Genomic DNA, 20,304 nt, shown 5'->3' on the forward strand with positions numbered 1-20,304 from the left:
CGTGTCGCTGCTGACCGAACAGCTCGCGGCCGAGGGCATCGTCGACGGCACCGACGTCGAGTGGCTCCACCTCATCGTGGGCGACTGGCAGCTCATCGCCGATCTCTCGTTCGCCGACCTCGTCCTGTGGGTGCCCGTCGCCGGCGAGCCAGGCAGCTTCCGCATCGTCGCCCACTGCCGGCCCACCACGGGCACGACCGTCTACCCGCACGACGAGGTGGGCGCCCTGTCCACCCCGGCCGAGACCGAGCTGCTCGAGCGGGCCTGCGGTGAGGCAGCGGTCGTCGCCGCGCCGGCTGATGCCAACGAGCTCGCCGGCGCGGAGGCGATCCCCGTCGTGCGCGGCGGCCGGCCGATCGCGGTGCTCACCCGGCACAGTGAGGAGCAGCGGCGCAGCGGCGGCTCGCGGCTCGAGCGCAACTACCGCTCGTGCGCCAACGCGCTGCTCGCGATGATCGCCGAGGGCGCCTTCCCGGACCTCGACGCCCCCTCCGGGGCGCGCCGCGGCGAGCCGCGCGTGGGCGACGGGCTCATCGTGCTCAACCGCGAGGGGCGGGTCCGCTACGCCTCGCCCAACGGGGTCTCCGTCATCCATCGGCTGGGCCACGACGGGGAAATCGAGGGCCGCTACCTCGCCGAGGTCGTCTCCGGGCTCGTCGACCAGCACCGGCCCGTCGACGAATCGCTGCCGCTCGTGCTCACCGGCCGCGCCCCCTGGCGCAGCGAGATCGAGTCCGGCCGGATCGCGGTCTCCCTGCGCGCGATCCCGCTCACCCGCGCGGGCCTGCGCACGGGCGCGGTCGTGCTGGCCCGCGACATCTCGGAGATTCGGCGCCGCGAGCGCGAGCTGCTCAGCCGCGACGTCATGATCCGCGAGATGCACCACCGGGTGAAGAACAACCTGCAGACCGTCTCGGCCCTGCTGCGCCTGCAGGAGCGGCGGATGAGCAGCGGGGAGGCCCGCGATGCGCTGCAGGAGGCGATGCGCCGGGTCTCGATCATCGCGGTCGTCCACGACGCGCTCAGCCAGGGCATCGACGCGACGGTGGAGTTCGACGAGATCGTCGACAAGGGGCTGCGGCTGACCCCCGAGCTGGCCGGCCCGCACGTGGAGATCAGCCTGCGCCGCACGGGCAGCTTCGGCTCGATCTCATCCGGCGACGCGACGTCGCTCGCGCTCGCGCTCACCGAGCTCGTCGCCAACGCGATCGAGCACGGCTTCCCCGCCCCCGCGGCGGAGCCCGCTGAGGCCGGTGCGACCCCCGCGGCCGGTGAGCGCCGGCCCGCCCACGTGTGGGTGAGCCCGGAGCGCACCGGCGAGCGCCTGCGGGTCGTCGTCGCCGACGACGGCGCGGGGCTCGACCCCGAGCGCGGGCCCGGCACCGGGCTCGGCACGCAGATCGTGCGCACGCTCATCAGCACGGACCTGGCGGGGACCATCGAGTGGCGGGCACGCGAAGAGGGGGGCACCGAAGCGATCATCGATGTCCCCCTCAGGAGCGATTGAGCCGCGGGCGCGGCGGCCGGCTCAGCCGGCGCGGCGGGCGCGCGCGGCGCGGCGCTTGAGCGCGCGGCGCTCGTCCTCGCTCAGGCCGCCCCACACTCCGGCTTCCTGGCCGGAGTCGAGGGCCCACTGCAGGCACAGCTCCGCGACCTCGCAGCGCAGGCAGACGCTCTTGGCCTCCTCGATCTGGAGGAGGGCGGGGCCGGTGTTTCCGATGGGGAAGAAGAGCTCGGGGTCCTCGTTGAGGCAAGCCGCGCGATGGCGCCAGTCCATGGTGTCCTTTCAGGGGCGAATCAGCTTCACACCGCGGACGAACACGACGGCACCGCCGCAGGGCAGCGGGAGCTGGATGATTGTGGGATCAACTGCAAACAGATTCACACATGCGCCCCCGGCGCACAAGAGTCCGGCAGTGTGAAATCACTGACAGGGTATGATCGGCCATCCGCGGCCCAGGGCGCAAATCCGGTCCCGAGGCGCAAGATGCGCCCGGGCCGTTGTGCGCGGCGGGCGAATGTGGTCGACTCGGACCATGGAGACTCCCGCAGCCCCGAGTCCGTCCGGCCGCCGGGTGGGCGAGCTGGCCGACGTCCGCCTCATCGAGATCGACGGGCGGCGCCCGCGCATCCACCCGGAGGCGTTCGTGGCCCCGGGCGTCACGCTCATCGGCGATGTGCGGATCGGGGCGGGCTCGGGCGTCTACTACGGCTGCGTGCTGCGCGCCGACCGCAATTCCATCACGATCGGCCGGGGCACGAACGTGCAGGACAACACGGTCATGCACGCCGATCCGGGCAAGCCCGTCGTCGTGGGCGATCGGGTCTCGATCGGCCACCGGGCGCTCGTCCACGGCTGCGTCATCGACGACGACGTGCTCATCGGCATGAGCTCCACGGTGCTCAACCTCGCCCGCATCGGCAGCCTGTCCCTCGTCGCGGCGGGCGCCGTCGTCCTCGAGGGCACGGAGATCCCGCCCCGCTCGCTCGTGGCCGGGGTGCCGGCGAAGGTGCGCCGGGAGATGGGCGAGGCCGACATCGAGCGGGTGCTCGCCAACGCCCGCAGCTATGAGGAGATCCTCGCCCTCCACCGCGACGGCGGGCGCATAGTCGGGCAGTGAGGCCGCGCGCGGGCGGCCGCGGCGGCCCGCGCGCCCGTGCGCTGCGGCCCGCGGCGATGGCATCGGGCAGGTGACGAGGGGCAATGGCCGACCCCGGGCGGGTAAGGGTGCGCTTGCTTCGAGCCGGCCCGCGTCCTTTGACACAATGGGCCCGTGAAGAATGTACTCGATCCCTCGCAGAACCGCGTCGTCATCATCGGCGGCGGCCCCGGCGGCTATGAGGCCGCCCTCGTCGCCGCGCAGCTGGGCGGCGACGTCATGCTCGTGGAGCGCAGCCGCGCCGGCGGCGCCGCCGTCGTCACCGACGTCGTGCCCTCGAAGTCCCTCATCGCCACCGCGGAGGTCATGGTCGACCTCGGCCAGGCCGAGGAGCTGGGCATCCGGCTCGTCGAGGAGGACAGTGACGGCCAGCCCCGGGAGGACGACGGGCGCGCCGCGGTGCGCGCGGACCTCGAGGCGATCAACGCACGCATCCACAGGCTCGCCGGCGCCCAGGCCGACGACATCCGCGATGCGCTCGCCGCTGCGGGCATCAAGCTCATCAAGGGCACCGGCACGCTCGTGGGGGACCGCCGGGTCGACATCGTCGAGGAGAACGGCACGGAGTACACGCTCGACGCGGACACCGTGCTCGTGGCGGTCGGCGCCCACCCCCGCGAGCTGCCCACCGCCGTCCCGGACGGCGAGCGGATCCTCACGTGGACCCAGCTCTACGACCTCACCGAGCTGCCCGAGCACCTCGTCGTCGTGGGCTCGGGCGTCACCGGCGCTGAGTTCGCCTCGGCCTACAACGCGCTCGGCGCGAAGGTCACGCTCGTCTCCTCCCGCGACCGGGTGCTGCCCGGCCAGGACGAGGATGCCGCCGAGGTGCTCGAGCAGGCCTTCCGGCGCCGCGGCATGACCGTGCTCTCGCGCTCGCGCGCCGAGTCCGTCGAGCGCGATGACGACGGCGTCGTCGTCACGCTGGCCGACGGCCGGCGGGTCAAGGCGAGCCACTGTCTCATGGCCGTGGGCTCGATCCCCAACACGGAGGAGCTGGGCCTCGACGCCGCGGGCGTGCAGACGGAGGACAGCGGGCACATCGTCGTCGACGGCGTCTCGCGCACCTCCGCGCCCGGCGTCTACGCCGCGGGCGACTGCACGAACGTCATGCCGCTGGCCTCGGTGGCGGCCATGCAGGGCCGGATCGCGATGTGGCACGCGCTGGGCGATGCGGTCTCCCCGCTCAAGCTGCGCAACGTCGCCTCGAATGTCTTCACCGCCCCGGAGATCGCCACGGTGGGCATGCAGCAGGCGGCCTACGACGACAACCGCCACGACATCGAGACCGTCATGCAGCCGCTGCAGACGAACCCGCGCGCCAAGATGCAGGGGATCACGGACGGCTTCGTCAAGATCTACGCCCGCCGCGGCTCCGGCTCGGTGCTCGGCGGCGTGGTCGTGGGCCCCAAGGCCAGCGAGCTCATCATGCCGCTGACGATGGCGGTGGAGAACCGGCTGACGGTCGATCAGCTCTCCGCCTCGTTCGTCGTCTACCCCTCGCTCAGCGGCTCGCTGGCCGAGGCCGCCCGCCGCCTCCACCACCGCGGCGGCTGAGGCGCCCGGCAGCCGCGCGCAGGGGACCCGCACCGGGATCCGGTGCGGGGCCCCTGCGCATGCAGTGCGGGCCGGCGGGCGGTGACTGAGCGCCCGGGCGTCAGGCGCTGAAGCGCACGATCGGGGTGCCGGCGCGCACGGCCTCGCCGGAGCCCACGAGCACCTCGGAGACGGTGCCGGCGCGCTTGGCCGTGAGCGGCTGCTCCATCTTCATCGCCTCGATGACGGCGAGCCGGTCGCCGATCTCCACGTCATCGCCGGCGGTGACGTCGATGCTCACGATCGTGCCCTGCATGGGGGCGGCGAGCACGGGGGAGTCGTCGGCCCGGCGCGAGCCCTTGCGGCGCAGGCGCCCGGCGCTGGCCTTGGCCCCCGGGTCGGCGGGGCGGGCGAGCTCAGCGGGGACCTTGACGGTGAGCCGGTGGCCGTCGACCTCGACGACGACGTCGAGCGAATCGGCCGCCGGCTGCTCGCGCGGCGCCTCCTCGGCCGCCGGTCCGGCGAAGCGCGGCATGTACTCCTTCTGCAGCCAGTCCGTCGACACGCTCAGCTCGTTCGCGAAGGCGGGCTCGTCGACGAGCGCGCGGTGCAGCGGCAGCAGGGTGGCCACGCCGGTGAGCACGTACTCGTCGAGCGCCCGGCGGGCGCGGGCCAGCGCCTGCGCGCGGTCCTCGCCCGTGACGATGAGCTTGGCGAGCATGGGGTCGAAGTCCGTGCCCACGACCGTGCCCGGGCGCACGCCGGAGTCCATGCGGATGCCGGGCCCGGCCGGCTCGTGGAGCTCGGCGATCTGGCCGGTGGCGGGGAAGAAGCCGTGCGCGGGATCCTCGGCGTTGATGCGGAACTGCAGGGAGTGGCCGCGGGGGGCGGGGAACGCGGCGGGCAGCGCCTCGCCGGCGGCCACGCGCAGCTGCCAGGCGACCAGGTCGACGCCCGTGACCTCTTCGGTCACGGTGTGCTCCACCTGGATGCGCGCATTGGCCTCCATGAAGCTGAGCACGCCGTTCGTGCCCAGCAGGAACTCGCACGTCGCGGCGCCCACGTAGCCCACGCGGGCGAGCACATCGCGCGAGGCCGCGGCGAGGGCCGTCTCCTGCTCCGGGCTCAGGCCGAATGCCGGCGCCTCCTCGATGATCTTCTGGTTGCGCCGCTGCAGCGTGCAGTCGCGGGTGGAGGCGACGAGCACGGTCTCGCCGTCGGACATGCACTGGGTCTCGATGTGGCGCGGGCCCACGATCTGCTGCTCGATGAGGCACTCGGAGCGCCCGAACGCCGCCTGCGATTCGCGGCGGGCCGCCGCCAGCGCTGCGGGCAGCTCCTCGGCGCTCGCAGCGGTGCGGAAGCCGCGCCCGCCGCCGCCGTAGACGGCCTTGACGGCCACGGGATAGCCGATCTCCGCGGCGACGGCGAGCGCCTGGGCCTCGTCGGCGACGGCGCCGTCCGAGCCGCGGGCGATCGGGGCGCCCACGGCCTCGGCGACGGCGCGGGCACTCGCCTTGTCGCCCAGGGCGGCGATGGCCGCGGGCGGGGGGCCCACCCACACGAGGCCCGCGTCCTGGACGGCCTGGGCGAAGTCGGGGGACTCGGCGAGGTAGCCGTAGCCGGGGTGCACGGCCTGCGCGCCGGAGCGGCGGGCGAGCTCGATGAGCGCCGGCGCGTTGAGGTAGGTGTGGGCGGCGCCGGTGCCCGGCAGCAGCCACGCATCGTCGGCGAAGCGCACGAAGTCCGCGTCGGCATCCGGCTCGGTGTACGCGGCGATCGCGCTGAGCCCCAGGTCGTGGCAGGCGCGGATGACGCGCAGGGCGATCTCGCCCCGATTGGCGATGAGCACGCGCTCGAACGGACGACGGTCCACGGTGGTGGAATAGTGCGCGGCCTTGGCCATCGGCGCTCCTGAGGGACGGGGGTGGTGAACGAGAACAATCTAGGGCGAAGCGCAAACCCTTTGTGGCCGGCGGACAAAAGCCCGCGGGCGAATTCTCAGTGCGCCTCGGGCGTGTCGCCGCGCCACAGCCCGGTCCAGGCGATCCCGAGGTCCGCCGCGAGCCGGCGCACGAGCGGGATGCTCAGGCCGATGACGTTCGTGTGGTCCCCGTCGATGCCCTCGACGAAGGCCGCGCCCAGGCCGTCGATCGTGAGCGCGCCGGCGACCTCGAGCGGCTCGCCGGTGGCGATGTAGTCCTCGAGCTCGCGGCGGGAGGGCGCCGCGGTGCGGATCGTCGTCGAGGCCAGCTCCGCGCGCCGGCCCTCCTCCCGCCAGCCGTCCGGGGCGGTGCGGCGCAGGCGGGCGGCGAAGTGGCCGGTGTGCAGCACGGCCGAGCGCCCGCCCATCCGCTGCCACACGCGGCGGGCGGCCTCGGGGGTGTGGGGCTTGCCCACGGCCTGCCCGTCGAGCTCGAGCAGCGAGTCCGAGGCGAGCAGCAGCAGGTCATCCCGGTCGCCGGGCACCTCCTCGGCCCCGGCGAGCAGGCGCGCCACGACGGCCTCGCCCTTCGCGTGGGCGAGCAGCAGGGCCTGCGCCGCCACGGTCTCCGGGCGCTCGTGCTCGACCACGGCGTCCTCGTCGACACCGGGCGCGCTCACGAGCGGCGCCAGGCCCGCCGCGGTGAGCAGGGACAGCCGCGACGGCGAGGTCGAGGCGAGGAGGACATCGGTCATGGCAGCTCCTGATCGGCGGGGGAGGCGGGTCCGGCTGGGTAGTCGGGCAGCGCTGGCGAGGCGGGCTCGGCTGGTGAATCGGGCTCGGCGGGGGAATCGGGCGCGGGATCGGCGTGGAGGCCGAGCAGCGGCGGCTCGGCGGCGCCCGCGGGCGCGTCCGGGGCCGCCGCGGACTGAGGCGCACCGTCCTCCTCCTCGGGGGCGGGCTGGGCAGCCGAGGCCGCCACGGCGACGGGCGCCTCGAGGTGGGCGGCGATGCGGGCGAGCACGGCGGCGGCGAGCTGGGCCCGGCCGAGTGCGCTCGGCCAGCGGCCGGAGGCGTCGATGAGCCCGCGCTGGGCGGTCCCGCGCAGCGCCTCGGACGCGGAGACGGGGACGGCGCCCGCGCTGAGCGCGGTGAGCCACTGCGAGCCGGCGAGGACCCGGGAGCTGCGGCGCAGCACCGTGCGCAGGGGCCGGCGGCTGCCGGGCAGGCGGCCCAGATTGGGGCACGTGAGGACGAAGACGGTGTAGCCGCCCTCCCGCTCGAGGCGGTTGACGGCGCTCGTGAGCGCGGGGATCGACAGCGAGCCGCTGATCGGGTGAATGAGGTCCGCCGTGCCCATGGACAGCACGGCCAGGCGCGGGGCGCGCCCGCCGCCCTTCGAGCGCCGCAGGCGGGAGTCGGCGAGCAGCGCGCGGACCTGCGCGCCGATGTCCTCCGCGCGGGCCGAGGGGCCGGCGAGGCTGCACACCCGCACGGGGGCGCCGAGCAGGCGGGCGCAGCCGCGGCCCAGCAGCCGGGGGAGGGTCGGGACCGGGCCCGCAGCCGCCCAGGAGTCGCCCAGCACCGCGAGCACGGCCAGTTCCTCCGCGGCCGGCGTGCCGAAGGCGATGTCGGCGCCGCCGGCGACCCACGCCCCGCTCGGCTCCCACGTGCCGGTGCCGGGCCGGCCCACCGCATCGGCGTCGAAGAGCGCGCGCATCCGCCGTGACTGCCAGCGCAGCAGGACCGCGAGCCCGGCCGCGCCGGCGGCCGGCACGGCGGCCAGCGCGAGGACCGCGGGCAGCGGGCGAGGGGGCCATTTCACGCTCCGAGTCTAGCCGCGCGGGGCGCCGCGGCTCCGGGGCGCGGGCCAGGCACTACGCTGGGGCGCATGACTTCTGGCAATGACAGCGCGCCGGAGAGCGCGCAGGACCACCGGCAAGCAGGTGCGGGCGCCGCGGCGCCCGCCGGCACTGCCGCCGCGCCCGCGGACAGCACGGCGCCCACGAGCAGCGCCGCGACCACGGCCAGCGCCGCCGCGCTCACGGACAGCGCCGAGGCGCGCGGGCGCGTGGAGCCCTTCGTCTCGCCCGCGCTGCGCACGGCCGCCGCGTGGAGCTGGCGGGCGCTCATCGTCGTCGCGGCGGTCGCCGCGCTGTGGTGGCTGCTCGCGCAGGTCAAGATCGTCGTGCTCCCGGTGCTCATCGCCCTGCTCATCGGCGCCCTGCTCTCCCCGCTGGCGCGCTTCCTCGTGCGCCACCGCTGGCCCCGCTCGCTCGCGACGATCGCCGCGGTGCTCGGCTTCATCGTCGTCGTGCTCGGGCTGCTCGCGCTGGTGGGCCAGCAGCTCTACTCCGGCTTCTCGGACCTCTCCGACCGGGTGATGGCGGGCTTCCAGGCGATCAGCTCGTGGCTGCAGTCGAGCCCGTTCGGCATCGAGTCCAGCCAGATCTCGCAGTACATCGACCAGGGCCTCGCGAAGGCCACGTCGTTCCTCGAGGAGCGCTCGGGGCAGCTGTTCTCCGGGGTGGCGGGCGCCGCCTCGTCCGTCACGGACTTCTTCGCCGGCATGTTCCTCGTGCTGTTCTCCACGATCTTCTTCGTCTACGACGGCCAGAAGATCTTCCACTGGTTCATCGGGATGCTGCCGGTGCCGGCCCGGGAGAAGACGCAGGGCGCCGCACTGCGCGGCTGGCAGTCGCTCGTCCAGTACGTCCGCGTGCAGATCCTCGTCGCCGCGGTCGATGCGCTGGGCATCGGCTTGGGAGCGTTCATCCTGCAGGTGCCCCTCGTGGTCCCGCTCACCGTGCTCGTCTTCATGGGCTCGTTCATCCCGATCGTCGGCGCGATCCTCACCGGCGCGGTCGCCGTGCTCGTCGCCCTGGTCTCGCAGGGGCCGATCACCGCGCTCATCATGCTCGGCGTCGTCCTCGCCGTCCAGCAGATCGAGGGGCACGTCCTGCAGCCGTTCATCATGGGCAAGGCCGTCTCCGTCCACCCGCTGGCCGTGGTGCTGGGCGTGACGGGCGGCGGGTTCCTCTTCGGCATCCCCGGCGCGCTGTTCGCCGTGCCGCTCATGGCGGTGGCGAACACGACCGTGCTCTACCTCCACGGCCGGGACATCCTCGCGGAGGCGCAGGCCGATGCCGAGCGCAAGAAGCAGGAGAAGGCCGAGCGCAAGCGCGCGAAGGCCTCGGCCTAGGCGCGGGAGGCACGGAAGGGGCCGCACACCACGTGGTGTGCGGCCCCTTCCGGCTGCCCGAGCTCAGACGGCCCGGCGGCGCGCCATGCTCAGCCGAAGGCCTCCACCTTCGACACGGTGACCTTCATGGTCTTGCCGTTCGGGGCCTCGTACTCGACCTCGTCGCCCACCTTCGCGCCGTTGACGGCCGCGCCCAGGGGCGACTTCTCGGAGAAGACGTCGATGTCAGAATCGCCGGCGATCTCCCGCGAGCCCAGGAGGAAGCGCATCTCACGCCCGCCCATGTCGACGGCGACGATCTTGCCCGGGGCCACCTTCGTGGTGTCGGCATCGGCCTCGCCCACCTTGGCGCTGCGCAGCAGGGTTTCGAGCTGGCGGATGCGCGCCTCGAGCTTGCCCTGCTCCTCGCGCGCCGCGTGGTAGCCGCCGTTCTCCTTGAGATCGCCCTCGTCGCGGGCGGCCTCGATGCGCTCGGCGACTTCCTGGCGGCCCGGGCCCGAGAGCTGCTCGAGTTCCTTCGTCAGCCGGTCGTATGCCTCCTGGGTCAGCCACGTCTGGTCGTCCGCGGTCTCCTCGGTCATCTCATCTCCTTGGCTGAGCCGCCGTGCGGGGCACGGCGGCGGTCGTCGTCTGCCGCAGTCGCCTGCGGCAATGAGAGGTCCCGGGCACCGGAGGCACCCGGGACGCTCGCGTCTTGCTGAACTGTCGAGTCTAGTCGAACTTCGGCCCCCAGACCAGCAATGACCGGGCCAGCAATGCCCGGGCCAACAATGCCCGGGCCACCGGCGCCCAGCCCGGCAGTGCCCAGGCAAGCGGAACCGAGCCGGCGGAGCGGAGATGCGCGAAGCCGAGCCCGGCGGGCCTCGGCCCGGCAGGACTCCGGCCGGCGGTCCTCAGTCCTCGAACCAGCAGTGGTCGACGTTGCCGGTGGCCGCGCGCTGCGTGGTGGACACCTCGACGCGCAGGTGGACCGGGTCGGTGGTGCTCGCCCCGGCGCGCGGGCCCACGGCCACCTCCCGGTAGCCTACGACCGCCTCGTACTCGTTGATGGCGCGCACCCCGCAGCGCACGGTGCGCCGCTCATCGGGCACCACGGCGAGCGAGACGACGGTGAGCGCGGCATCGCGCACGTCGTAGCCCGCGTCCTGCGGGTCCACCGGATGGTCGTCCGGCCAGAACGCGAGGGCTGCGACGACGGCGATGAGCGCGAGGATTCCGCAGCCGGCGAGCACGGCGGCGCGCCGGCTGCGGCGCGGGGGCCGCGGCGCGCGGGGGGCGCGGCCGTAGCGCTCGGGGAGGGTGTCCTGGGCGGTCATCGCTGGCTGGGGGTCGCCTTCCGTGGCAGGGGCCGTTGTGCGGTGCGCCGCCGCGGCTGGCCGTCCGCTGTGGGGCCCGCCGGGTGCGGCGTACTAGTCTAGGGTAGTCCCGTTTGCGCGCCGGCCAGGCGTGCCGCTCGTCCTCGCAGACCGAAGGTGACCCCCTATGACCCAGCCCCGAGGCGCCCAGCCGTACGCGGGCCTGCGGCTGCTCGCCGTGCACGCCCACCCCGATGACGAATCCTCCAAGGGCGCCGCGACGAGCGCGATGTACGCGCAGCTGGGCGCGCAGGTGCGCATCGCGACGATGACCGGCGGCGAGGCCGGCGACATCCTCAATCCCGCGCTGGCCGACAGCCCCACCGCGCAGCGCGACATCGCGGGCCTGCGCCGGCGGGAGATGGCCCGGGCCGCGCAGCTGCTGGGCGCCGAGCACGACTGGGTGGGCTTCGTGGACTCCGGCCTGCCCGAGGGCGACTTCGACGAGCAGGTCCCGCACGGCGTCTTCTGGCGCGTCCCCACCGAGGTGGCCGCGCGCCCGCTCGTCAACATCATCCGCCGCTTCCGCCCCCAGGTGGTCACGACGTACGACGAGCAGGGCGGCTACCCCCACCCGGACCACATCAAGAACCACTTCGTCACCATGGCCGCGGTGGCCGCCGCGGCGGATCCGGATGACCACCCGGAGCTGGGCGAGGCATGGCAGGTCCAGAAGGTCTACTACAACCAGGACCTCTCGGCCCGCAAGTGGCTGACGATCCACGAGCAGATGCTCGCCGACGGTGTGGAGTCGCCGTTCGGCAAGCTGCTGGAGAACTACCGCGACCGCGATGCCAAGCGCGACACGTGGCTGTCCACGCGGGTGCCCAGTGGGGCCTTCGCCGAGCGCGCGGAGCAGGCGCTGCTGGCCCACGCCACCCAGATCGATCCGAAGGGCGGGTTCTTCTCCGACGTCCGCGCCGCAGCCAAGCGCTACTGGCCCACCGAGGAGTTCGAGCTCGCACTCGACGACACCGGCCGCCCGCCGCTTCAGCGCCGCGACTTCGTCGAGGACGACCTGTTCGCCGGGGTCGTGCGCGACGACGGCACCCGGGTGCCCGACGGTGAGCTGGGCCGCGCGCTGGAGGCGGCCGGTTTCGAGGCGCCCCTGGGGCGCGCCCAGCGGGACTCCGCCGACGCTCACGGCACCGCGGCGGGCGATTCTGGCACCGCGGGCGCTGCGGGGGAGGAGCGCGCATGAGCGCGATTGCCCAGCTGGGATCCCTGGCCGTGCTCGCGCAGCGGCCCTCGCCGGCCGGCACCACCTCGCCGGGGACGCAGGTGCACTACTCCGACCCCGCCCAGGTCACGCCGGGCACGATCGGCTTCATCGCCACGGCGCTCGTCGCGATCCTCACGGTCTTCCTCATCCGGGACGCCACGCGCCGCGTGCGCCGGGTGCGGGCGGCCGACGATGCCCACACCGTCTCCCACTTCCCCATCGAGCGCCGCCCGCGCATCCGGCCCAAGGACGGCGGCGATGCGGTGCCCGCCCATCGCGTCGACGCGCAGGCGGACACCGCCGCGGGCGATGGCGCGGCCACGGCCGAGGACCCCGAGCGCAACGAGGAGCCCCCCACCGCGCAGCGCTGAGGACGCCGGGTGCGCAGCGCTGAGGCCGGCCACCGCGCAGCGCTGAGCCCGGCCGAATGCACCGCGACCCGGCCGGTCCTTCGAACGGGGCCTACGGGGTGCCTCGCCGTGGTGACGGACCCGTCAGCCTCAGCCCCGAACGCGAGGGACGGGGACGCACGTGCCGAACGGCCTGCAGTCCAACCGCAGCCCAGCCGTCCAGCGACGCGGCACCCTGCGGTCGGGCACACTCTGCTCGAGGCGGGCCGAGGGCTGTGCCGCTACGCGAGTTCCGGGCTCGTGATGACGGCGGCGACGATGAGGGCTGCCAGGTGGCAGCCGTAGCCGAGCACCGTGAAGGTGTGGAAGATCTCGTGGAAGCCGAAGTGCGCGGGCGCGGGGTTGGGGCGCTTGAGCGCGTAGATGACCGCGCCCGCGATGTAGAGCGCCCCGCCGACCACCACGAGGATGCCGACGGTGGGGCTCGCGCGCCAGATGTGGGGGATGTAGCCCACGCCGGCCGCGCCGATGCCGATGTAGACCGGCACGAACAGCCAGCGCGGGGCAGTGGTCCACAGCAGCCGGAACGCCACGCCCAGCACCGCGCCGGCCCACATGATCGTGAGCAGGACGATGCACTCGAGCCGAGGCAGCATGAGCACCGCCAGCGGCGTGTACGTGCCGGCGATGATGAGGAAGATGTTCGCGTGGTCCATGCGCCGCAGCAGCAGCCGGATCCGCATCCGCCAGCGCCCGCGGTGGTAGACCGCCGAAGTGCCGAACAGCATCATCCCCGTGAGCGCGAAGACCGCGGCGGCCAGCCGCGAGGCGATCGTGGGGGAGAGGATGACGAGGACGAGCCCGCCGAGCACGGCGAGCGGGAAGGCCCCGGCGTGGATCCAGCCGCGCCAGCTGGGCTTGAGCTGGCCGCTGAGCTTGAAGAGCTCGCTGCGCAGCGCGCGGCCGCGGCGCCCGCCGGTCCGTCGCTGGGGCGCCTCGGACCCCGCCGCGGGCTGCGGCTGCGGAGCGTCCCCGGCGCGCACGCACTCGTCCGGCCGGTCTGCCCGGGAAGCGCGGTGCGATGGCGACGTCGTCATGGCCCCAGTCTAGGCGGCACTCCTGGCAGGGGCCTGGGCTCCGGGGGGCTCCCGGCCAGGCTCCCGGCTGGACTCCCAGCCGGGGGCCGGGGCTCCGCGCGGGGGCCTGCAGGCGGCCGCTGTAGGCTGTGCGCAGGAAATCCGCTGGTGGAGAGGAGGGGTGGCCCGTGGCCGGATCGGCGCTGTCGTGGCTCTACCGCCTCTACGACAAGCGGATCGCCAACGAGCTCATCCCGGATGAGCGGGTGCCCAAGCACATCGGCGTCATCACCGACGGCAACCGCCGCTGGGCGAAGGAATTCGGCACGACCACGGAGAACGGCCATCGCGCGGGCGCGGACAAGATCGTCGAGTTCCTGGGCTGGTGCGGCGAGGTGGGCGTCGAGGTCGTCACGCTCTACGTCCTCTCGCGCGAGAACCTCGCCCGCTCCGCCGCGGAGGTCGAGGTCCTCACGGAGATCATCGCGGACATGGTTGACACGATCGCGGACACCGCCGGCTACTGCGTCAACCTCGTGGGGGAGCTGGGCCTCCTGCCCGAGCCGCTGCGCCTGCGCCTCGTCTCCGCCGAGCAGCGCTCCGGAGCCGCGCCGGGCGACCGGGTGCGGGTCAACGTCGCCGTGGGCTACGGGGGGCGACAGGAGATCGTCGACGCGCTGCGCTCCTGGCTGCGGGCCACCCGCGACTCCGGGGCGGACGTCGACGCGGCGATCGAGGGACTGGACGAGGAGCAGATCTCCGCGCACCTGTACACGAAGGGCCAGCCCGACCCGGACCTCATCATCCGCACCTCCGGCGAGCAGCGGCTCTCCGGCTTCATGATGTGGCAGTCGGCCTATTCGGAGTTCTACTTCTGCGAGGCCTACTGGCCCGACTTCCGCAAGACGGACTTCCTGCGCGCGCTGCGCAACTTCTCCCAGCGCTCCCGCCGCTTCGGCCGCTGAGCGGCTCCGCCGCCCCCCGTGCCCGAGGCGCGATCGCGCTGAGGCTCGAACGGGCTCGCCCGCTCCTATTCACCCGATCGTCACCGCGGCGCCGGGTTTCGCGGCCGCCCCGCGCCCCGGCCCCGCCCTAGCGTGGGAGCTGCCGGCCAGCGGACCGCCGCGGCGAGGGGAAGCGCCGTGCGGACCACGGCTGGCAGCACGTGCCCAGACCGCCACCGCCCTGCGCGGCAGCCGCTGTTGCGCGAGGCGCCCAGGGAACAGGGGAGCCCATGGACCTCCGCACCTATGTCATCGACACCTCCGTGCTGCTCAGCGATCCGCGCGCCGCACTCCGCTTCGCCGAGCACGAGGTGGTCATCCCGCTCACCGTCGTGGCCGAGCTCGAGGCCAAGCGCGACCACCCGGAGCTCGGCTTCACCGCCCGCCGGGCGCTGGGCCTGCTCGATGAGCTGCGCGCGGACGCCGGCCGCCTCGACGCCCCGGTGCCGGTGGGGGAGGCCGGCGGCACGCTGCGCGTCGAGCTCAACCACGTCGACCCGCAGGGCCTGCCCGTCGCCTTCGACCGCGCGGCGGCGGACACGCGCATCCTCGCCGTCGCCCGCAACCTGGCCGCCGAGGGCCGCGCCGTCACGGTCGTGACGAAGGACGTGCCCATGCGGATCAAGGCCGCCGCCCTGGGGCTGCGGGCCCAGGAGTACCGCGCGGAGCTGGCCGCCGATGCGGGCTTCACGGGCCTGGCCGAGGCCAGCCTGAGCGCCGAGCGGATGGCGCAGCTCTACGCCGAGGGCCGCATCGACGCCCCCGAGTTCGCCGCTGAGCCCGTGCACACCGGGCTCGTGCTCACCTCCCCGCGCGGCTCGGGGCTGGCCCGGGTGGCACCGGGCGGCCGGCTGCGCCTGGTCCGCGGGGACCGGGAGCTGTTCGGGATGCGGGCGCGCTCGGCGGAGCAGCGGATCGCGCTCGACCTGCTGGCAGACCCCAGCATCGGGATCGTCTCCCTGGGCGGGCGCGCGGGCACGGGCAAGTCGGCGCTCGCCCTCATGGCCGGGCTGCAGGCCGTGCTCGAGGACCGCAGCCACGAGAAGATCATGGTGTTCCGCCCCCTCTACGCGGTGGGCGGGCAGGACCTGGGCTACCTCCCGGGCTCCGAGGGCGAGAAGATGAATCCGTGGGCGGAGGCGGTCTTCGACACGCTGGGGGCGCTGGTGAGCCGCAGCGTCATCGACGAGGTCGTCCACCGCGGCCAGCTCGAGGTGCTGCCCCTCACCCACATCCGCGGCCGCTCGCTCCACGACGCGTTCGTCATCGTCGACGAGGCGCAGAGCCTCGAGCGCACGGTGCTGCTCACCGTGCTCTCGCGCATAGGGCAGGGCTCGCGGGTCGTCCTCACCCACGACGTCGCCCAGCGCGACAACCTGCGCGTGGGCCGACACGACGGCATCGCCGCCGTCATCGAGCGCCTCAAGGGCCACCCGCTCTTCGCCCACATCACGCTCGCCCGCTCGGAGCGCTCGGAGATCGCGGCGCTCGTCACCGAGGTGCTCGAGGACCTCGAACTCGTGTGAATGCGACCGCGCGCGGACCCCGGGCGAGGTCCGCGCGCGGCGGCGGGTCGGCTCTGCGGCTCAGCGGTTGTACTCGCCCACCATCGACATGACGTCGAGGGCGCGGTCGAGGTCGGCCTCGGAGATCTGGCCGTCGGAGACGAAGCCCAGGTCGACCGTGGCCTCCTTGACCGTCATCTTGTTGGCCACGGCGTGCTTGGCGATCTTCGCGGCCGCCTCGTAGCCGATCACCTTGTTCAGCGGGGTGACGATCGAGGGGGACGCCTCGGCGAGGAAGCGCGCGCGCTCCTCGTCCGCCTCGAGCCCGTCGATCATCTTCTCCGCCATGACGGCCGAGGCGTTGGCGAGCAGGCGGATGGACTCGAGCAGGTTCGCGGCCATGACGGGGATGCCCACGTTGAGCTCGAACGCGCCGTTCGTCGAGGACAGGGCGACGGTCGTGTCGTTGCCCACGACCTGGGCCGCGACCTGGATCGTCGCCTCGCAGATGACGGGGTTGACCTTGCCCGGCATGATCGACGAGCCCGGCTGCAGGTCCGGGATGTGGATCTCGCCCAGGCCCGTGTTGGGCCCGGAGCCCATCCAGCGCAGGTCGTTGCAGATCTTCATGTAGCTGTAGGCGATGCCGCGCAGCTGGCCGGAGGCCTCGATGAGGCCGTCGCGGTTGGCCTGCGCCTCGAAGTGGTTGCGCGCCTCCGTGATCGGCAGGCCGGTCTGCTCGCGCAGCAGCTCGATGACGCGGCCGGAGAAGCCGTCGGGGGTGTTGATGCCGGTGCCCACGGCGGTGCCGCCCAGGGGGACCTCCGCGACGCGGGGGAGCGCCGACTCGATGCGCTCGATGCCGTAGCGCACCTGCGCGGCGTAGCCGCTGAACTCCTGGCCCAGCGTGATGGGGGTGGCGTCCATGAGGTGCGTGCGCCCGGACTTCACGACGTCGGCGAAGGCCTTGGCCTTCTTCTCCAGCGACGCCGCGAGCGTCTCCATGGCGGGCTTGAGCTCCTTGACCAGCGCGTGGGTGACCGCGACGTGGACGGAGGTGGGGTAGACGTCGTTGGACGACTGCGAGGCATTCACGTGGTCGTTCGGGTGGACGTCGACGCCATCGGACTCGAGGGCGCGCGAGGCGAGCGTGGCCAGCACCTCGTTCGCGTTCATGTTCGACGACGTCCCGGAGCCGGTCTGGAAGACGTCGATGGGGAACTGGTCGTCGAACTCGCCGGCGATGACGCGGTCCGCTGCGTCCGCGATGGCCTGCGCGCGCTGGTCGTCGATGACTCCGAGCTCCGCGTTCGTGCGGGCAGCAGCCTTCTTCACCTGGCCGAGCGCCGCGATGTTCTGGCGCTCGAGGGTCTTGCCGGAGATGGGGAAGTTCTCCACGGCGCGCTGCGTCTGCGCCCGGTAGAGGGCATCGGCGGGCACCCTGACCTCGCCCATCGTGTCGTGTTCGATGCGGTACTTCTCGCTCACAGTGATCTCCTCGGATCGGCTACTCGGGGTGGGTGGGCGCGGACCGGCGCCCACGGCCCGCACGGGCGGGCGCGGGAGGGGCGGGTGCGCTAGGGCGCGGGTGCCGCGGGCACGTCCGCGGGCGTCTGCGCGACCACCTTAACGCGGCCATCGCCCAGGTGGTAGGTCATGCCGAGCATGACGAGGCGCCCGGAGTCCACCGCGTCGCGCAGGATCCGCGAGCGGTTGTAGAGCAGGTCCACAGTGTCGATCGTGTTCTGCTCGACGGTGCCGTTGACGTCGTCGATCCCGTTGCCGCGGGCGCGCACCACGGACGGCAGCAGCTGGGCGACGACGTCGGCGATGAAGCCCCCGGGGGTGTCGCCGGTGGCGAACGAGTCGACGGCCGCGGTCACGGCCCCGCAGCTGTCGTGGCCGAGCACGATGAGCAGCGGGGTGCCGAGCACCTCGACGCCGTACTCGAGGCTGCCGATCGTCACGCCGTCGGTGACCTGGCCCGCGGTGCGCACGACGAACATCTCACCCAGGCCGACGTCGAAGATCATCTCCGCGGCCACGCGGGAGTCCGCGCAGCCGAACAGCGTGGCGAACGGGGCCTGCGCGGAGGCCAGCGCCCGGCGGCGCGAGGCGTCCTGGTTGGGATGCTCCGGGACATCGGAGACGAAGCGCTCGTTGCCCTCGAGCAGCCGGTCGTAGGCGGCGCGCGGGGTGGCGAAGGTGGGCTCGGGCATCAGACGAGGCCCCGTCGTGCGGCCTCTTCGGCCGCCTCGACGTAGGAGTGGGTCTTGGCGAGCTGGTGCTCGGCGTAGACGTTGCGCACGGTGCCCGAGCGCGAGCGCATGACGAGCGAGTTCGTCAGGACGGACTGGCCGTCGTAGCGAACTCCGTCGAGCAGGTCGCCGTCCGTGATGCCGGTGGCGACGAAGTACGTGTTGTCGCCGGTGACGAGGTCGTCGGTGTTGAGCACGCGGTCGACGTCGAGGCCCGCGGCTGCCGCCGCGGAGCGCTCCTCGTCCGACTGCGGCCACAGCCGGCCCTGGATGACGCCGCCGAGCGCCTTGATCGCGCAGGCGGAGATGATGCCCTCCGGCGTGCCGCCGATGCCCATGAGCATGTCGATGCCCGTGCCGGGCCGGCAGGCGGCGATCGCACCGGCGACGTCGCCGTCGGAGATGAGCTTGATGCGCGCACCGGCCGCCCGGACCTCCTCGATGAGCGACTCGTGGCGCGGGCGGTCGAGGATGACGACGGTGACCGACGACATGTCCTTGGGGGTGCCCTTCGCCTTCGCGACGCGGCGGATGTTCTCCGCCACCGGCAGGCGCAGGTCCACGGAGTCCGCGGCGGCGGGGCCCGTCACGAGCTTCTCCATGTAGAACACGGCCGAGGGGTCGAGCATCGAGCCCCCCTCGCTCACGGCCATGACGGAGATGGCGTTCGGCATGCCCTTGGCGGTCAGCGTCGTGCCGTCGATCGGGTCGACGGCGACATCGACGGCGGGGCCCTGACCGTCGCCCACCGCCTCGCCGTTGAAGAGCATGGGCGCCTCGTCCTTCTCGCCCTCGCCGATGACGACGGTGCCGTCCATCCGGACGGTGGAGATGACGTTGCGCATGGCCGCCACCGCGGCGCCGTCGGCGGAGAGCTTGTCCCCGCGCCCCACCCACGGGGAGGAGGCGATGGCGGCGGCCTCCGAGACGCGCACGAGCTCGAGTGCGAGGTTGCGGTCCGGCTCGCCCTCCTGGGTGCGCAGGCGCTGAGTCCAGGCGTCGGTCACCGCGACGGGCTCGGAATCGGCGCGCCCGCCGTTGTGGTGGGCCTTGGGCGAGGCGGGCGCCGCCTTCGCCTGCTGCGCGGTGGACGGGGAGTCTTCGGACGGCGTCGTCTCAGTCATGGGACTCATTGTGCCACCCGGCCGTGCGCTTTTGGCCGGCGCGGTGGGCGGCGGCACAATGGGACCGTGAGCGAATCCCAGATCCCCGCGGCGCAGGCGGAGCCGGCCGCGGAGCCCCAGCCCGGCTCCCGCGAGGAGATGCGGCGCAACCGCATGCAGTCGAACTGGGTGAACATGGTCATCGCGCTCGCCGCCTGCATGGCCCTCGTGCTCGTCGCGCTCATGATCGCCCCGCAGCCCCAGGGCGACCCCACCCGCACCGTCGACGCTGCCGCGGAGGCCAGCGCCGCCGCCGGGCAGGCCGGCTTCGACCCCGCCGCCCCGGCGCTGCCGCAGGGCTGGTCGAGCAACGAGGCCGGTCTCGAGCAGATGGGCAAGCCGGAGCTCAAGACCTGGTACGCCTCCTACGTGGGCCCGAGCCAGCAGTGGATCGCCCTGCGCCAGGCGCAGCCGGGCGCCGATGCGGCCGCGTGGGCGACCTCGATCGTCGGCGAGGACGCCGCGCAGACGGGCACGTCGAAGGTTGCGGGCCCGCAGGGGCGCACGGTGGCCTTCGACCGCTTCGAGAAGCCGGATCAGAAGCAGGCGCTCGTGGGCACCGTGGGCGACACGACCGTCATCCTCATGGGCACGGCGCAGTGGGACAGCTTCGAGGACCTCGCCGCGCGGACGCTGCGCGCGGCCGCCTGAGCCGCCGCAGTTCCCCCGGTTCGGCTTCCGGGGCGCGGTTCCCCGGGTTCAGTACCATCTTCAGTGCCTCCCCGAGTGAGTCAGTGCCTCCCCGAGCCAGTGCCCCGGGGGCTCAGTCGTCCGCGGCCTGCTCGGCGCGGGCCTGCTCGAGGGTCTCCCGGGCGCCGTCGAGCCACGCCTGGCAGCGGTCGGCCAGGGCCTCGCCGCGCTTCCACAGCGAGAGCGACTCCTCCAGGGGCAGGTTTCCCGCCTCGAGGCGGCGCACCGTGGTCACGAGCTCCTCGCGGGCCTGCTCATAGCTCAGTGCGGCGAGCTCCTCGCGCAGCTCCACGTCGCCCGTGGGCTCCTGCCCGGCCTCCCGCTGGGCCTTCGCGTTCGCTGACTCCGTCTTCGCCATC

At 73.6% G+C, this 20,304-nt stretch carries 20 protein-coding genes; 9 read left to right on the forward strand and 11 right to left on the reverse strand.

Features of this window, described 5'->3' with window-relative positions:
- Window position 1: 1 nt before the first annotated feature.
- Window positions 2–1,507 carry a sensor histidine kinase gene (locus BRM1_RS00295; protein WP_442864333.1) on the forward strand — a complete coding sequence of 502 codons (1,506 nt, stop codon included), beginning with the start codon at window positions 2–4 and terminating at the stop codon, window positions 1,505–1,507.
- A 21-nt stretch (window positions 1,508–1,528) separates the two neighbouring features.
- On the opposite strand, the gene BRM1_RS00300 is transcribed toward BRM1_RS00295, so the two are convergent.
- On the reverse strand, window positions 1,529–1,777 hold the full coding sequence (locus BRM1_RS00300) for a WhiB family transcriptional regulator (protein ID WP_268526936.1): 249 nt from the start codon (window positions 1,775–1,777) through the stop codon (window positions 1,529–1,531).
- A 259-nt stretch (window positions 1,778–2,036) separates the two neighbouring features.
- Between BRM1_RS00300 and BRM1_RS00305 the strand changes: the two genes are divergently transcribed.
- On the forward strand, window positions 2,037–2,621 hold the full coding sequence (locus tag BRM1_RS00305) for a gamma carbonic anhydrase family protein (RefSeq protein ID WP_235936350.1): 585 nt from the start codon (window positions 2,037–2,039) through the stop codon (window positions 2,619–2,621).
- 153 nt (window positions 2,622–2,774) lie between these two features.
- The gene (locus BRM1_RS00310) at window positions 2,775–4,217 is read left to right on the forward strand and encodes an NAD(P)H-quinone dehydrogenase (protein ID WP_268526940.1); all 1,443 of its coding nucleotides are present in this window, start codon (window positions 2,775–2,777) and stop codon (window positions 4,215–4,217) included.
- A 100-nt stretch (window positions 4,218–4,317) separates the two neighbouring features.
- On the opposite strand, the gene BRM1_RS00315 is transcribed toward BRM1_RS00310, so the two are convergent.
- The 3 genes from BRM1_RS00315 to BRM1_RS00325 all read right to left on the reverse strand — a co-directional run bounded on the left by BRM1_RS00315 (window position 4,318) and on the right by BRM1_RS00325 (window position 7,945).
- On the reverse strand, window positions 4,318–6,102 hold the full coding sequence (locus BRM1_RS00315; protein ID WP_268526943.1) for an acetyl/propionyl/methylcrotonyl-CoA carboxylase subunit alpha: 1,785 nt from the start codon (window positions 6,100–6,102) through the stop codon (window positions 4,318–4,320).
- A 95-nt stretch (window positions 6,103–6,197) separates the two neighbouring features.
- On the reverse strand, window positions 6,198–6,875 hold the full coding sequence (locus tag BRM1_RS00320; RefSeq protein WP_268526946.1) for a Maf family protein: 678 nt from the start codon (window positions 6,873–6,875) through the stop codon (window positions 6,198–6,200).
- Entirely contained in the window at window positions 6,872–7,945 is a 1,074-nt protein-coding gene (locus BRM1_RS00325) for an SGNH/GDSL hydrolase family protein (protein ID WP_268526949.1), read from the reverse strand. The genes BRM1_RS00320 and BRM1_RS00325 overlap by 4 nt, the downstream gene beginning before the upstream one ends.
- A gap of 66 nt (window positions 7,946–8,011) precedes the next feature.
- On the opposite strand from BRM1_RS00325, the gene BRM1_RS00330 reads away from it, so the two are divergent.
- Entirely contained in the window at window positions 8,012–9,322 is a 1,311-nt protein-coding gene (locus BRM1_RS00330; RefSeq protein ID WP_268526951.1) for an AI-2E family transporter, read from the forward strand.
- Between the two features lie 89 nt (window positions 9,323–9,411).
- Here the strand turns inward: BRM1_RS00330 and greA are convergent, their stop codons facing one another.
- Complete coding sequence (gene greA, locus BRM1_RS00335) at window positions 9,412–9,903, reverse strand: transcription elongation factor GreA (RefSeq protein WP_160953074.1); 492 nt, start codon at window positions 9,901–9,903, stop codon at window positions 9,412–9,414.
- A gap of 312 nt (window positions 9,904–10,215) precedes the next feature.
- On the reverse strand, window positions 10,216–10,638 hold the full coding sequence (locus BRM1_RS00340; protein ID WP_268526956.1) for a DUF4307 domain-containing protein: 423 nt from the start codon (window positions 10,636–10,638) through the stop codon (window positions 10,216–10,218).
- A 166-nt stretch (window positions 10,639–10,804) separates the two neighbouring features.
- Between BRM1_RS00340 and mca the strand changes: the two genes are divergently transcribed.
- Both mca and BRM1_RS00350 read left to right on the forward strand, forming a co-directional pair.
- Window positions 10,805–11,878, forward strand: a complete 1,074-nt coding sequence (gene mca, locus BRM1_RS00345) for a mycothiol conjugate amidase Mca (RefSeq protein ID WP_268526958.1) — start codon at window positions 10,805–10,807, stop codon at window positions 11,876–11,878.
- Complete coding sequence (locus BRM1_RS00350) at window positions 11,875–12,270, forward strand: hypothetical protein (protein ID WP_268526961.1); 396 nt, start codon at window positions 11,875–11,877, stop codon at window positions 12,268–12,270. The genes mca and BRM1_RS00350 overlap by 4 nt, the downstream gene beginning before the upstream one ends.
- 260 nt (window positions 12,271–12,530) lie before the next feature.
- Here BRM1_RS00350 and trhA read toward each other — a convergent pair whose 3' ends face one another.
- Window positions 12,531–13,346: a PAQR family membrane homeostasis protein TrhA gene (trhA, locus tag BRM1_RS00355; RefSeq protein WP_160953078.1), complete on the reverse strand. Its 816-nt coding sequence runs from the start codon at window positions 13,344–13,346 to the stop codon at window positions 12,531–12,533.
- Window positions 13,347–13,513: 167 nt separating this feature from the next.
- Here trhA and BRM1_RS00360 point away from each other — a divergent pair, with 167 nt between their 5' ends.
- Together BRM1_RS00360 and BRM1_RS00365 are read left to right on the forward strand one after the other, a co-directional pair.
- Window positions 13,514–14,290 (forward strand): isoprenyl transferase, encoded by a 777-nt coding sequence (locus BRM1_RS00360; protein ID WP_160953079.1) that lies wholly within the window; start codon window positions 13,514–13,516, stop codon window positions 14,288–14,290.
- Between the two features lie 269 nt (window positions 14,291–14,559).
- On the forward strand, window positions 14,560–15,855 hold the full coding sequence (locus BRM1_RS00365) for a PhoH family protein (RefSeq protein ID WP_268526966.1): 1,296 nt from the start codon (window positions 14,560–14,562) through the stop codon (window positions 15,853–15,855).
- A 60-nt stretch (window positions 15,856–15,915) separates the two neighbouring features.
- Here BRM1_RS00365 and BRM1_RS00370 read toward each other — a convergent pair whose 3' ends face one another.
- The 3 genes from BRM1_RS00370 to glpX form a co-directional block, all read right to left on the reverse strand.
- Window positions 15,916–17,289, reverse strand: a complete 1,374-nt coding sequence (locus BRM1_RS00370) for a class II fumarate hydratase (protein WP_442864359.1) — start codon at window positions 17,287–17,289, stop codon at window positions 15,916–15,918.
- A 122-nt stretch (window positions 17,290–17,411) separates the two neighbouring features.
- Window positions 17,412–18,053: a carbonic anhydrase gene (locus BRM1_RS00375; protein WP_160953082.1), complete on the reverse strand. Its 642-nt coding sequence runs from the start codon at window positions 18,051–18,053 to the stop codon at window positions 17,412–17,414.
- Window positions 18,053–19,216 (reverse strand): class II fructose-bisphosphatase, encoded by a 1,164-nt coding sequence (glpX, locus tag BRM1_RS00380; protein WP_268526973.1) that lies wholly within the window; start codon window positions 19,214–19,216, stop codon window positions 18,053–18,055. Before glpX ends, BRM1_RS00375 begins: the two co-directional genes overlap by 1 nt.
- 66 nt (window positions 19,217–19,282) lie before the next feature.
- Between glpX and BRM1_RS00385 the strand changes: the two genes are divergently transcribed.
- Entirely contained in the window at window positions 19,283–19,906 is a 624-nt protein-coding gene (locus BRM1_RS00385) for a DUF4245 domain-containing protein (RefSeq protein WP_268526975.1), read from the forward strand.
- Window positions 19,907–20,018: 112 nt separating this feature from the next.
- Here BRM1_RS00385 and BRM1_RS00390 read toward each other — a convergent pair whose 3' ends face one another.
- Window positions 20,019–20,303, reverse strand: coding sequence for an exodeoxyribonuclease VII small subunit (locus BRM1_RS00390; RefSeq protein WP_268526978.1), 285 nt, complete (start codon window positions 20,301–20,303; stop codon window positions 20,019–20,021).
- Between the last annotated feature and the right edge of the window lies 1 nt (window position 20,304).

The organism is Brevibacterium sp. BRM-1 (assembly GCF_026802075.1).
GTDB classification, from domain to species: domain Bacteria; phylum Actinomycetota; class Actinomycetes; order Actinomycetales; family Brevibacteriaceae; genus Brevibacterium; species Brevibacterium rongguiense.